The sequence below is a fragment of the Kluyvera georgiana genome (assembly GCF_050990895.1).
GTDB lineage: Bacteria > Pseudomonadota > Gammaproteobacteria > Enterobacterales > Enterobacteriaceae > Kluyvera > Kluyvera georgiana.
The window spans coordinates 4,831,604-4,844,722 of the sequence record NZ_CP158865.1 but is presented as its reverse complement, the minus strand read 5'-3'; the positions used below and the strand labels follow the sequence as shown (position 1 = coordinate 4,844,722).

Below are 13,119 nucleotides of genomic sequence, written 5' to 3'. Positions count from 1 at the left end.
ATATGAGTGTGATTGCGCAGGCAGGGGCGAAAGAGCGTCAGCTGCATAAATTTGGTGGGAGTAGTCTGGCGGATGTGAAGTGTTACCTGCGTGTTGCCGGCATTATGGCGGAGTACTCTCAGCCGGGCGATATGATGGTGGTTTCCGCCGCCGGTAGCACCACCAACCAGCTGATCAACTGGCTGAAGCTCAGTCAGACCGATCGCCTCTCTGCGCATCAGGTCCAGCAGACGCTGCGCCGCTATCAGTCCGATCTGATTAGCGGCCTGCTGCCCGCCGAAGTTGCCGACGGCATGATTGCCGACTTTATTCATGACCTGGAGCGGTTAGCCGGGCTGCTGGATAACGGCGTCAACGACGCGGTGTACGCGGAAGTGGTCGGCCACGGTGAACTGTGGTCGGCGCGCCTGATGGCGGAAGTTCTCAAGCTGCAAGGTCTGGACGCTGCCTGGCTCGATGCTCGCGCGTTCCTGCGTGCCGAACGTAGCGCACAGCCGCAGGTGGATGAAGGATTGTCATACCCGCTGTTACAGCAGTTGATGGCGCAGCATCCGGGTAAACGCCTGGTGGTGACCGGGTTTATCAGCCGTAACAACGCGGGTGAAACCGTGCTGCTGGGGCGTAACGGTTCCGACTATTCCGCCACCCAGATTGGCGCCCTGGCGGGGGTTTCCCGCGTCACCATCTGGAGCGACGTGGCGGGCGTGTACAGCGCCGATCCGCGTAAAGTGAAAGATGCTTGCCTGCTGCCGCTGCTGCGTCTGGATGAAGCCAGTGAACTGGCGCGTCTGGCCGCCCCGGTGCTGCACGCGCGTACCTTACAGCCGGTTTCCGGCAGCGATATCGATCTGCAATTGCGCTGTAGCTACACGCCGGATCAGGGGTCCACGCGTATTGAGCGCGTGCTGGCTTCCGGTACCGGCGCGCGGATTGTCACCAGCCATGATGATGTCTGTTTAATCGAATTCCGCGTTCCCGCCAGCCAGGACTTTAAGCTGGCGCATAAAGAGATCGACCAGATACTCAAACGCGCGCAGATTCGTCCGCTGGCGGTCGGCGTACACGCGGACCATCGTCTGCTGCAGTTCTGCTATACCTCGGAAGTGGTCGACAGCGCGCTGAAAATTCTCGATGAAGCGGGTTTGCCGGGCGAGCTACGCCTGCGTCAGGGGCTGGCGCTGGTGGCGATGGTCGGGGCGGGCGTCACGCGTAACCCGCTGCACTGCCACCGTTTCTGGCAACAGCTTAAGGGGCAGCCGGTTGAATTTACCTGGCAGTCGGAAGAGGGGATCAGCCTGGTCGCCGTACTGCGTGCTGGCCCGACGGAAAGCCTGATTCAGGGTCTGCACCAGTCGATTTTCCGCGCGGAAAAACGCATTGGCCTGGTGCTGTTCGGCAAAGGGAATATCGGTTCTCGCTGGCTGGAACTGTTTGCTCGTGAGCAAACAACGCTCTCGGCGCGCACCGGTTTTGAATTTGTGCTGGCAGGCGTGGTGGATAGCCGCCGCAGCCTGCTGAGCTATGACGGGCTGGATGCCAGCCGCGCGCTGGCTTTCTTTGAAGATGAAGCGGTTGAGCAGGACGAAGAGTCGCTGTTCCTGTGGATGCGCGCTCACCCGTACGACGACCTGGTGGTACTGGACGTTACCGCCAGCGAACAGCTGGCCGATCAGTATCTCGATTTTGCCAGCCACGGTTTCCACGTGATCAGCGCTAACAAGCTGGCCGGGGCCAGCAGCAGCGATAAATATCGCCAGATTCACGACGCGTTTGAAAAAACCGGCCGTCACTGGCTGTATAACGCCACCGTCGGCGCGGGCCTGCCGGTTAACCATACCGTGCGCGACCTGATTGACAGCGGCGACAGCATTCTGGCGATCAGCGGTATCTTCTCCGGCACGCTCTCCTGGCTGTTCCTGCAGTTTGACGGTACCGTGCCGTTTACCGACCTTGTCGATCAGGCCTGGCAGCAGGGGCTAACCGAGCCGGACCCGCGCGTTGACCTTTCCGGCAAAGACGTAATGCGTAAGCTGGTGATTCTGGCGCGTGAGGCGGGCTATGACATTGAGCCGGACCAGGTTCGCGTGGAGTCGTTGGTGCCGGCGCACTGTGAAGAAGGCTCAATCGACCATTTCTTTGAGAACGGCGATGAGCTGAACGAGCAGATGCTGCAGCGTCTGGAAGCCGCCCAGGAAATGGGACTGGTGCTGCGCTACGTGGCGCGTTTCGACGCCAACGGCAAAGCGCGCGTCGGCGTCGAAGCGGTGCGTCAGGAACATCCGCTGGCCTCGCTGTTGCCGTGTGATAACGTCTTTGCCATTGAAAGCCGCTGGTATCGCGATAACCCGCTGGTGATTCGTGGGCCGGGGGCGGGCCGCGACGTGACTGCCGGTGCGATTCAGTCGGATATTAACCGTCTGGCGCAACTGCTGTAGTCCTGATTGCCGGATGGCGCTGCGCTTATCCGGCCTACATCGTTCGGTAGGCCGGATAAGGCATTTATGCCGCCATCCGGCACGGTTACCGCTTCCCAAACACCTCTTTTGCGGCGAACAGGCCGTTGAGCGCCGCCGGAAATCCCGCATAAACCGCCATCTGCATAATCACTTCAATGATCTCTTCCTGCGTTAAGCCAACGTGCAGCGCAGCGGCGATATGCACTTTGAGCTGCGGCGCGGCGTTACCCATGGCGGTCAGCGCGGCGACGGTGGCGATTTCCCGGCTGCGCAGGTCCAGCCCCGGGCGCGCATAAATATCGCCAAACGGGAACTCGAGCAGATAGCGAGCGAAGTCCGGTGCGATATCCTTCAGGCTATTCACGACGGCCTCACCACCTTTTCCATCAACCTGTTGCAGCATTTTCTGACCGGTTATATAGCGTTCTGAATCCATCATCATCACCTCGTTTGTTAGCGTATGGCGAGAGGATAGAGCGCGCAGAATCATTTGGATAATACCGATTCCGTGATACCTTTTCGGTATGACTTCATCCCCTTTGCACGCTCTGGATATCCGACTGCTACGCTACTTTGCCGTGGTGGCGGAAGAGAACAATATGCGTCGTGCGGCGGAAAGGCTGTATATGTCGCAGCCGCCGCTGAGCCGTCACATTCGCCAGCTTGAAGAACGGCTGGGGGTAACGCTTTTTGTCCGGCATACCAAAGGGCTGACGTTAACGGCTGAAGGGCGGCAGGTGCTGGCAATTATTCGTCCACTGCTGGCGAAGCAGGATGAAACCTATGATGCCCTGAGCCGGCTCGCTCAGGCTGGCACGTCATCGCTCCGCATTGGATTGACCACCGCGTTTGAGCAGGGCGTTTTTGCTACGCTGGAAACCGTGCTGGCGGCTCAGGTGGAGACGCTGCACGTTGTGCGGCACGGTTCACCAGAGCTGGTGCGTCAGGTGCGTCGGGGAAAACTGGATGCTGCGCTGGTGGCGCTGCCGCTGGAAACCTCAGGGTTAAACTTGATGCCTCTTAGCCGACAGGAGCCTCTGATTGCGGCGTTGCCGGAACAATGGCCCGAGTCGAAGCAGGATAGGCTGATGCTCCGCGCGCTGAACGATCGACCGTTATTCTGGTTCAAGCGCGAGCGTAACCCCGCCTTCTTTGACTTTACTCGCGATATTTTCCGCCGTGCGGGTTACCTGCCCGCCTGTATTGAAGAGCCGCTGGAACACGACGTGCTGCTGGCGCGCATTGCTCGTGGTGAAGGGCTGAGTTTGTTTCCCGAATCGTTTGCTGCGATCCAGCGTCAGGGGGTGATTTTTCGGCCCATTGATGAAGCCGCCCTGTATGTCCAGTGCGGGCTCGTGACGTCGCCGGAAAACGCGGCGCGGCTGGATTGGCTGGTGAACATGGTTCAGGCCGACTCGCGCGGCACCAGTTGACCCGACAGCGTAATCGCCTGATTTTGCAATGTTGGTTCGCGCAGTTTACGGATCATCAGCGTCGCGGCCTGACGCCCGGTCTCTTCGCTGGCCGAGGAGACGTAGGTAAATGACGGCGAGGTCAGGTTGATGTGCAACATATCTTCAAAGCCAATCAGCGCCACCTGCTGGGTTAAAAAGACATCTTTCCCTACGGTGCGCCCCACCTTATGAATTCCATCGATACAGCCGATCATCGCGTCCGGTGAATGACATAGCAGTGCGGTAATGGCGTTATTGTTTTCCAGCAGCTGACGCGTCGCGACGCTGGCGGCGTAAGTATCGTCGCCGCAGGCAGGGCTGAATTCGTCGCGAGTCGCAATGCCGAGGCGGGTGAGGGTGCTGCGAAAACCAACCAGCCGCTGCTGGCGAATCAGATCGTGTTCCTGGCCGCCGAGGTAGGCGATGTAGCGGTGGCCGCGCTCCAGCAGATAGCGGGTGGCCAGACTGGCCGCCTGTTGGTTATCACGCATCACCAGGTTGCACTTTTCTTTGATGGGAGACTGTGAGACGACGACCAGCGGCAATGGGCATTGGCGAATTTGTGCGGGCAGCGTATCGCGACGGACATCCGATGCGAGATAGATAACGCCCGCGACGCCCTGCTGTTTAAACGATAGCAGACAGCGCTCAAGATGTTCATGCTCGTTCAGCGGCTGGCCGAGGAACACCATGTAACCCTGCGCTTCCAGCTCCTGGACGATGCTGGCCATCACTTTGATGGAGAAGCTGTCGCTAAAGTCGCGCAGAATCAGGCCAATCAAATTGGAGGTATTGGCCCGGAGGTTGGCGGCGGCCACGTTGTGGACGTAGCCCAGCTCGTGGATGGCGGCCTGCACTTTTTCGATGGTCGCATCGGAGATTTTTCCTTTCTGACGTAGCACCAGCGACACGGTAGAAACCGAGACGCCCGCGCGCTTCGCGACATCAATTATGCTGACCTTCTTCAAAAAGTGCTCCCTGGACCATCGTGAATATCCGCAGAAAACAAGGAGGTGCCCATCAGGGATGGGACCTCCAACCGGCGACAATCTTATGATTATTTGCCAATCATCGTCGACATGGTTTGCGCGATAAATTGCGCTCTGGCGCCAAAAATCACCTGAATACCGTTATCACCGACGAAAACGACGCCGCGCGCACCGATATTGTTCAGACCATCCTTATCCACCGATCCTTTGTCCGACACTTCCAGGCGTAGACGGGTAATGCACGAGCCCACGGAGGCGATATTCTGCTCGCCGCCCAGCAGGCTGATAATTTCCGTTGCCAGATCTTCATCGGTTTTATCGTTAGCGCTCACCGTGGTTTCGGTACGGCCCGGCGTTTTGATGTCAAAACGGCGAATCACGAAACGGAAGGTGAAGTAGTAAATCAGTCCCATCGGCACGCCGACGATAATCGCGTTCAGGAAGTTCGTCTGATAGCCATTAAACGACGGCAGAATGCCAAACGAAATGTAGTCGATAAGCCCGGCGGAGAACGATTTGGCAATGTGCGCGTGCAGCAGGTACATCACCATGTAGGAGAGGCCCGCCATAATGGCGTTGAAGACGTAGAGAATGGGCGCCACGAAGATAAAGGTGAACTCAACCGGCTCTGTGATCCCGGTGAGGAAACAGGTCAGCGCGGCGGAGAACAGAATACCGGCGGCGATTTTTTTATTTTTCGTGTGCGCTTCGTGGTACATCGCCAGACACGCCGCAGGCAGCGCGAACAGCATCAGCGGGAACTCGCCCTGCATAAACTTACCGGCGTTCTGGTAAGTGTCGCTGCTGAAGGATTTCACCCCTTCTTCCAGCATTTTGAACCAGATGGTTTGGTCGCCGTGAATCACCTGTCCTGCGTGGGTGGTGTAATCGCCGAAGGAGTACCAGAATGACGGATACCAGATGTGGTGCAAGCCCAGTGGAATCAGCGCGCGCTCAACCAGCCCGAAGATAAAGGTCGATACCGCCTGGTTATCGCCGTTGATCACCACCGACAGCGCGTCGATGCCTGCCTGAATGTGCTGCCAGATGTACGGCAGAAGCAGCCCGAGAATAAACGACAGCAGGGCGGTTGCAATGGCGACAAAACGTTTGCCGGAGAAGAATCCAAGGAACTCCGGCAGCTGCATTTTGTGGAAGCGGTTATAGCACCACGCGGCGAGGATACCGCAAATCAGGCCGCCAAAGACGCCCATTTGCAGAGTCGGAATGCCGACCACCATCGCATATTTCCCACCTTGTCCCGCCATTTCCGGCGTGATACCGAGCACGGTACTGATGGTAATGTTGGTCACAAAGACGGAGACCGCGGCGGACAGCGCCGCGATGCCGGATTCGGACGCCAGACCGACGGCGGAGCCGATAGCAAACAGCATCGGCAGATTGTCGAAAATAATGCCGCCTGCGTTCATCATCAACGGCAGGTGGAATTTATCCCCGAATGCCAGCAGCAGACCGGCCGCAGGCAGTAGCGAGATGGGCAGCATTAACGCGCGGCCAATCATCGACAGTTTAGAAAGCGATTTAACGACACTCGATATCAGACTCATACTGATTTCCCCCGGATAGACGCCTCTTCGTGCGTGCTTTTAATAACCCTGTTTATGTTAGGTATAACGTTATAGTAGAACGTTCTACTTATCGTGAAACAAGCCATTAACGTCTGCAATAGAATTTTTGTCAGGGCCGCAGGAGAGTGAGAGAACTGAGAAGTAGTTCTCACTTTAATGTATTAGAGGGTGGGGAGTCGTGTGGGCATAGATTCATCGTTTTGGGCATTGTACCGGCGAGGCCGCGGAAGAGACGTCGGCTGGCCGTGAGGGTTATATTGCTACCAGTGTCATGGCCGCCGCCGCGTCAGATGAATATTTTTCATCTTCGCTGAAGATTACTCACTTTTTACGCCGATCTTTCTATTGACGCCCGTCGTCTTTTGCGGCATTTTTACATCCAGACGTCTAAACGGATAGATGTTTACAACACAACAATAATGACATGCGATTGATAGAGGTAAGGTATGAGCTTTTTTCACGCCAACCAGCGGGAAGCGCTGAATCAGAGTCTGGCCGAAGTGCAGGGGCAGATTAACGTTTCTTTCGAGTTTTTCCCGCCGCGCACCAGTGAAATGGAGCAAACCCTGTGGAACTCTATCGACCGTCTGAGCAGCCTGAAGCCTAAATTTGTTTCGGTCACCTATGGCGCCAACTCCGGCGAACGTGACCGTACGCACAGCATCATTAAAGGCATTAAAGATCGCACCGGTCTGGAAGCGGTACCGCATCTGACCTGTATTGACGCCAGCCGCGACGAGCTGCGCGCGATTGCTCAGGATTACTGGAACAACGGTATTCGCCACATTGTGGCCCTGCGCGGTGACCTGCCGCCGGGCAGCGGCAAGCCGGAAATGTATGCGGCCGACCTGGTGACCTTGCTGAAAGACGTCGCGGATTTCGATATTTCCGTCGCCGCCTATCCGGAAGTACACCCGGAAGCAAAAAGCGCCCAGGCCGACCTGCTCAACCTGAAGCGTAAAGTGGATGCCGGTGCGAACCGCGCGATCACCCAGTTCTTCTTTGATGTTGAAAGCTATCTGCGCTTCCGCGACCGCTGTGTCTCTGCGGGGATTGATGTTGAAATCATTCCGGGGATCCTGCCGGTGTCGAATTTCAAGCAGGCGAAAAAATTTGCCGATATGACCAACGTCCGCATTCCGGCGTGGATGTCGACCATGTTTGAAGGGCTGGACGATGATGCGGAAACCCGCAAACTGGTGGGCGCCAGCATCGCGATGGACATGGTGAAAATTCTCAGCCGTGAAGGGGTGAAGGATTTCCACTTCTACACGCTGAACCGTGCGGAAATGAGCTACGCCATCTGCCACACGCTGGGCGTGCGTCCGGCATAATTGTCTGCCATATCCCGCTTCCGATAGCGAGTAGGCCTGGTAAGCTCAGCGCGACCAGGCAATTCCCGACAAAAGCCCTGTCTATGCAGGGCTTTTGCGCAGTATAGTAACGGCTATCACATCACCGTTACGGACTGACCATGACCACCGAAGGGAAAAGCAATCCGCTGGCGCTTGTTGGCCTGCTGGCGCTGACGCTCATCTGGAGCTACAGCTGGATTGCGATGAAACAGGTGACGCTCTACATCGGCGCCTTCGACTTCACCGCGCTACGCTGTATCTGCGGCGCGCTACTGCTGTTTCTCGTTTTACTCCTGCGCGGGCGCGGTATGCGGCCAACGCCGTTTGGCTACACGCTGGCGATTGCGCTGCTGCAAACCTGCGGCATGATAGGCCTCGCGCAGTGGGCGCTGATGAGCGGCGGGGCCGGGAAAGTGGCGATTCTGACCTATACCATGCCGTTCTGGGTGGTGATTATGGCGGCGCTATTTCTTGGCGAACGCATGCGGCGTCTGCAGTACGCGGCGATTGGCGTGGCGGCGGTGGGACTGTGTCTGGTGATGCAGCCGTGGCAGCTCGACCTCTCTTCGTTAAAAAGCGCGTTGTTAGCGATTCTCTCCGGCATCAGCTGGGGGGCGAGCGCCATCGTCGCAAAACGTATGTATCGACGTCATCCGGGGCTCGATCTGTTGGCCCTCACCAGCTGGCAAATGCTTTATGCCGCAGCGATCATGAGCGCCGTGGCGCTAGTGGTGCCGCAGCAACCGGTTGAATGGCATCCCGCGGTTTTCGGGGCGCTGGCCTACAGCGCCATCCTGGCGACGGCGCTGGCCTGGAGCCTGTGGCTGTATGTGTTGCGAAACCTACCTGCTGGTATTGCCAGCCTGAGTACGCTGGCGGTGCCGGTGTTTGGCGTGCTGTTCTCCTGGTGGCTGCTGGGGGAAAAGCCGGACGGATTAGAAACCGTCGGTATCGTACTGATCGTGTGCGCCCTGGCGGTGATCAGTCTCAAAAAACGTGCCCCTCAGGTTCAACGTAGTCGATGAGAGATAAGAAATTCCTTATATTTTATAAGGAATTTCTTGCCAATTCCCCCCTGGTCACAGTCATCGTGTCCCTTTCTATGCAAGGATAAGTATGGCCTGCGCAAAAATTCCGCGCTGACAAGGAAAAAATAAGAGGAATTAACTATCAAATCCGTGGGTCATTTCAGCTATAACTTATCAGCAGGGGTGTATATCTTAATGATAAATACTGTAAGGGAGCATAGTGATGAGCACGCCAGACGATATCCAGAACGCAGGTAAATGTCCTTTCCACCACGGTGGTGGCCACGACCAGAGCGCCGGTGCCGGCACCAGTAGCAAAGACTGGTGGCCGAAACAGCTGCGCGTTGATCTACTTAATCAGCATTCCAATCGATCCAACCCGCTGGGTGAGGATTTCGACTATCGTAAAGAATTCAGCAAATTAGATTACTCCGCCCTGAAAGGGGACATCCGCGCGCTGTTAACCGATTCACAATCCTGGTGGCCCGCCGACTGGGGTAGCTATGTGGGGCTGTTTATCCGCATGGCGTGGCACGGTGCGGGTACCTACCGCTCAAGCGATGGGCGCGGTGGCGCGGGTCGCGGTCAACAGCGTTTTGCCCCGCTGAACTCCTGGCCGGATAACGTGAGCCTGGACAAGGCGCGTCGTCTGCTGTGGCCCATCAAACAGAAATACGGCCAAAAAATTTCCTGGGCCGACCTGTATATTCTTGCGGGTAACGTGGCGCTGGAAAACTCGGGCTTCCGTACCTTTGGTTTCGGCGCCGGGCGTGAAGACGTGTGGGAGCCGGATCAGGACGTGAACTGGGGTGATGAAAAAACCTGGCTGGCGCACCGTGACCCGGAAGAGCTGGCAAAACGCCCGCTGGCGGCCACTGAAATGGGCCTGATCTACGTTAACCCGGAAGGGCCAAACGCCAGCGGTGAGCCGCTGTCGGCGGCATCGGCGATTCGCGCCACCTTCGGCAACATGGGCATGGATGACGAAGAAACCGTCGCCCTGATCGCCGGTGGTCACACGCTGGGTAAAACCCACGGCGCGGGCCCGGCTACGCATGTCGGTCCGGATCCGGAAGCGGCGCCGATTGAAAACCAGGGTCTTGGCTGGAAGAGCGATTTCGGCACGGGCGTCGGTAAAGATGCGATTACCTCTGGTCTGGAAGTGGTATGGACTCAGACCCCGACCCAGTGGAGCAACTACTTCTTCGAGAACCTGTTCAAATACGAATGGGTACAGACCCGCAGCCCGGCTGGCGCTATCCAGTTTGAAGCGGTAGACGCGCCGGAAATCATTCCGGATCCGTTCGACCCGTCGAAAAAGCGTAAGCCAACGATGCTGGTGACCGACCTGACGCTGCGTTTCGACCCGGACTTCGAGAAAATTTCCCGTCGCTTCCTTAACGATCCGCAGGCCTTTAACGAAGCCTTTGCCCGTGCGTGGTTCAAACTGACCCACCGTGATATGGGGCCAAAAGCGCGTTACATTGGCCCGGAAGTGCCGAAAGAAGATCTGATTTGGCAGGATCCGTTGCCGCACGCGTTCTTCAATCCGTCAGCAGAAGATATCGCCAGTCTGAAAGCGGATATTGCCGCTTCCGGTCTGACGGTGAGCGAACTGGTGTCGGTAGCATGGGCGTCAGCCTCAACCTTCCGCGGCGGTGACAAGCGTGGCGGCGCGAACGGCGCGCGTCTGGCGCTGGCTCCGCAGCGTGATTGGGATGTTAACGTCACGGCGGCGCGCGTGTTGCCGGTACTGGAAGGCATCTATAAATCGGCGCATAAGGCGTCGCTGGCCGATATTATCGTGCTGGCTGGCGTGGTGGGCGTTGAGCAAGCGGCGAAAGCGGCTGGCGTTAGCATCTCCGTGCCGTTCACTCCGGGCCGCGTTGATGCGCGTCAGGATCAGACCGATATCGAGATGTTCGAACTGCTCAAGCCGGTTGCCGATGGTTTCCGTAACTATCGTGCGGCGCCGGGTGAAGCGACCACCGAGTCTCTGCTGATTGATAAAGCACAGTTGCTGACGCTGACCGCACCGGAACTGACCGTACTGGTCGGCGGGATGCGTGTACTGGGGGCGAACTTCGACGGCAGCAACTACGGTGTATTGACCGACAACGTCGGCGCGCTGACCACCGACTTCTTCGTCAATCTGCTGGATATGCGCACCGAATGGAAGGCAACGGACGAAACGGCTGAGCTGTTTGAAGGCCATGACCGTGTGAGCGGTGAGGTGAAATATACCGCAACGCGCGCCGATCTGGTGTTCGGTTCCAACGCCGTACTGCGCGCGCTGGCGGAGGTTTATGCTTCCAGCGATGCGAAAGAGAAGTTTGTGAAGGACTTCGTCGCGGCTTGGGTGAAAGTGATGAACCTGGACCGTTTCGACCTGCTGTAAGGCTGGTTTGACGGTATAAAAAAATCCCCGCGAAAGCGGGGATTTTTGTTGGTGGGGTGAGGGGGTTACTCCCACTCGTGCAGGAAACGCTGCCCATACTGGTCAGCGACCAGCAGCGCTGCGTAAACGCGGTCAGGCTCCGCGCCGCCAGGCATGTTGTGAATGGTTTCCCCTTCGGCACAGGCCGCTTCCGCCACCAGGCGCATTTTCGCCGGAATATCTTCTTTAATATCCAGCTGCGCGAGGGTGATCGGCAGACCCACGCTGTGGCACAGCGCGGCAACGGTCTCAATTTCTTCCACCGACGCGTTTTCCAGCACCAGTTGAGTCAGCGTACCGAAGGCGACTTTTTCGCCGTGGTAGAAATGGTGTGCGTCAGGAATGGCCGTCATACCGTTGTGGATGGCGTGCGCCGCGGCCAGACCGCCGCTTTCAAAACCAACGCCGCTGAGATAGGTATTGGCTTCAATCACGCGCTCCAGCGCTGGGGTAACCACATGCTGCTCAGCGGCCAGCATCGCTTTCTCACCTTCTTCAATCAGCGTGTTGTAGCACAGTTCAGCCAGCGCCAGCGCCGCCTGAGTGCATTTACCACCCGCCATGGTAGTGGCGCCGCTGCGTGAACAGGCGCGGGCTTCAAACCAGGTGGCCAGCGCATCGCCAATCCCGGCGGCCAGCAGACGTGCCGGCGCGCCTGCGACGATTTTGGTGTCGACGATAACCATGTTGGGGTTATGCGGCAGCATCAGGTAGCGGTCGAATTCACCATCATCGGTGTACAACACGGAGAGCGCACTGCACGGCGCGTCGGTAGAGGCGATGGTGGGCACGATTGCCACCGGTAAATTCATAAAGTGGGCCAGCGCTTTCGCGGTATCCAGCGTTTTCCCGCCGCCGATACCTAAAATGGCGCTGCATTTTGCACTGGTCGCGACGTCCTGCAGACGGTTGACTTCATTCTGTGAGCACTCGCCGCCAAACGGCGCGATTTCAACGGACAGACCTGCGCCGGTCAGGCTCTTGCGCAGCGTCTCTTCGGCAAATCCCAGTACGAACTTATCGCCGACGACCAGCCAGCTATTTGCCATCGGTTTTAAGTAATCACCCAGGCGAGTGATGACGTCAGCGCCCTGAATATACTTACCTGGTGATTGAATAATGCGATCCATACATTTCTCCCTTACAGGTTCAGATTACCAAATGCGTTTTTCCAGTCTTGCTCAAACTTCTCTATAGCTGACTCTACAGCGGGCGTGCCGAGCATTTGTTGCGCTACATCTAAAGGAAGGGTGATGGCTTCACATCCCGCCAATAAACAGTCCAGCGCCTGACGTGGGGTTTTGAAGCTGGCGGCCAGTACTTTACTCTGTGGTGCGTGCAGTTCCAGCAGCGTTTGCAATTCCTGCACCATGCGGATACCGTCGCCACCTTGAGCATCCACGCGGTTAACGTATGGCGCGACGTATTCGGCTCCGGCCAGAGCAGCGAGCAGCCCCTGCGACGCGCTGTAAACTGCAGTACCCAGCGTCGGTATACCTTGTTTTTTCAATAGTTTGATCGCAGCCAGCCCTTCGGCGGTGACGGGAACTTTCACCACGATGCCGGGAACGGCCTCGTTCAGGCGACATGCGTCGGCAACCATGCCCTCCGCCGTGCGGCTCATGGTTTGGGCAAACAGCGTGCCGTGTTCGCCCATCGCTTTTTTCAGGCGCGGCAGCACATCCCAGATAGACTCGCGGCTGGCGGCGACAATACTCGGGTTAGTGGTCACGCCGGCAATCGGGAAGATGCGCGCCAGACGTTCAACTTCCTGCACATTGGCGGTATCCAGATACAGTTCCATGCTCTTT

The 13,119-nt window shown here is 57.5% G+C and carries 10 protein-coding genes and 1 pseudogene; 6 read left to right on the top strand and 5 right to left on the bottom strand.

Annotated features, from left to right (window positions below):
- Positions 1-2 precede the first annotated feature (2 nt).
- Positions 3-2,435: a bifunctional aspartate kinase/homoserine dehydrogenase II gene (locus tag ABTW00_RS22895; protein ID WP_065357281.1), complete on the top strand. Its 2,433-nt coding sequence runs from the start codon at positions 3-5 to the stop codon at positions 2,433-2,435.
- A 6-nt stretch (positions 2,436-2,441) separates the two neighbouring features.
- A pseudogene (locus tag ABTW00_RS22890) lies at positions 2,442-2,564 on the top strand (hypothetical protein); the annotation flags it as partial.
- On the opposite strand, the gene ABTW00_RS22885 reads toward ABTW00_RS22890, so the two are convergent.
- Entirely contained in the window at positions 2,521-2,892 is a 372-nt protein-coding gene (locus ABTW00_RS22885) for a carboxymuconolactone decarboxylase family protein (protein ID WP_064540526.1), read from the bottom strand. The pseudogene ABTW00_RS22890 and the gene ABTW00_RS22885 overlap by 44 nt on opposite strands.
- 88 nt (positions 2,893-2,980) lie before the next feature.
- Here ABTW00_RS22885 and ABTW00_RS22880 point away from each other — a divergent pair, with 88 nt between their 5' ends.
- Entirely contained in the window at positions 2,981-3,889 is a 909-nt protein-coding gene (locus ABTW00_RS22880) for a LysR family transcriptional regulator (RefSeq protein WP_433637804.1), read from the top strand.
- Here the strand turns inward: ABTW00_RS22880 and malI are convergent.
- Together malI and ABTW00_RS22870 are read right to left on the bottom strand one after the other, a co-directional pair.
- Entirely contained in the window at positions 3,862-4,878 is a 1,017-nt protein-coding gene (malI, locus tag ABTW00_RS22875; protein ID WP_065357279.1) for a Mal regulon transcriptional regulator MalI, read from the bottom strand. The genes ABTW00_RS22880 and malI overlap by 28 nt on opposite strands.
- A gap of 89 nt (positions 4,879-4,967) precedes the next feature.
- Positions 4,968-6,467 (bottom strand): PTS transporter subunit EIIC, encoded by a 1,500-nt coding sequence (locus ABTW00_RS22870; RefSeq protein ID WP_064540348.1) that lies wholly within the window; start codon positions 6,465-6,467, stop codon positions 4,968-4,970.
- A gap of 467 nt (positions 6,468-6,934) precedes the next feature.
- Here ABTW00_RS22870 and metF point away from each other — a divergent pair, with 467 nt between their 5' ends.
- The 3 genes from metF to katG all read left to right on the top strand — a co-directional run bounded on the left by metF (position 6,935) and on the right by katG (position 11,269).
- Positions 6,935-7,822, top strand: a complete 888-nt coding sequence (gene metF / locus ABTW00_RS22865; protein ID WP_065357278.1) for a methylenetetrahydrofolate reductase — start codon at positions 6,935-6,937, stop codon at positions 7,820-7,822.
- A gap of 140 nt (positions 7,823-7,962) precedes the next feature.
- Positions 7,963-8,868: a DMT family transporter gene (locus tag ABTW00_RS22860; RefSeq protein WP_433637801.1), complete on the top strand. Its 906-nt coding sequence runs from the start codon at positions 7,963-7,965 to the stop codon at positions 8,866-8,868.
- A gap of 226 nt (positions 8,869-9,094) precedes the next feature.
- A complete protein-coding gene (gene katG / locus ABTW00_RS22855; protein ID WP_433637799.1) occupies positions 9,095-11,269 on the top strand; it encodes a catalase/peroxidase HPI in 2,175 nt (724 codons plus the stop codon).
- Between the two features lie 65 nt (positions 11,270-11,334).
- Here the strand turns inward: katG and gldA are convergent, their stop codons facing one another.
- Together gldA and fsa are read right to left on the bottom strand one after the other, a co-directional pair.
- Positions 11,335-12,438 carry a bifunctional L-1,2-propanediol dehydrogenase/glycerol dehydrogenase gene (gene gldA / locus ABTW00_RS22850; RefSeq protein ID WP_064540339.1) on the bottom strand — a complete coding sequence of 368 codons (1,104 nt, stop codon included), beginning with the start codon at positions 12,436-12,438 and terminating at the stop codon, positions 11,335-11,337.
- A gap of 11 nt (positions 12,439-12,449) precedes the next feature.
- A complete protein-coding gene (gene fsa / locus ABTW00_RS22845) occupies positions 12,450-13,112 on the bottom strand; it encodes a fructose-6-phosphate aldolase (RefSeq protein WP_064540336.1) in 663 nt (220 codons plus the stop codon).
- Positions 13,113-13,119: the final 7 nt, after the last annotated feature.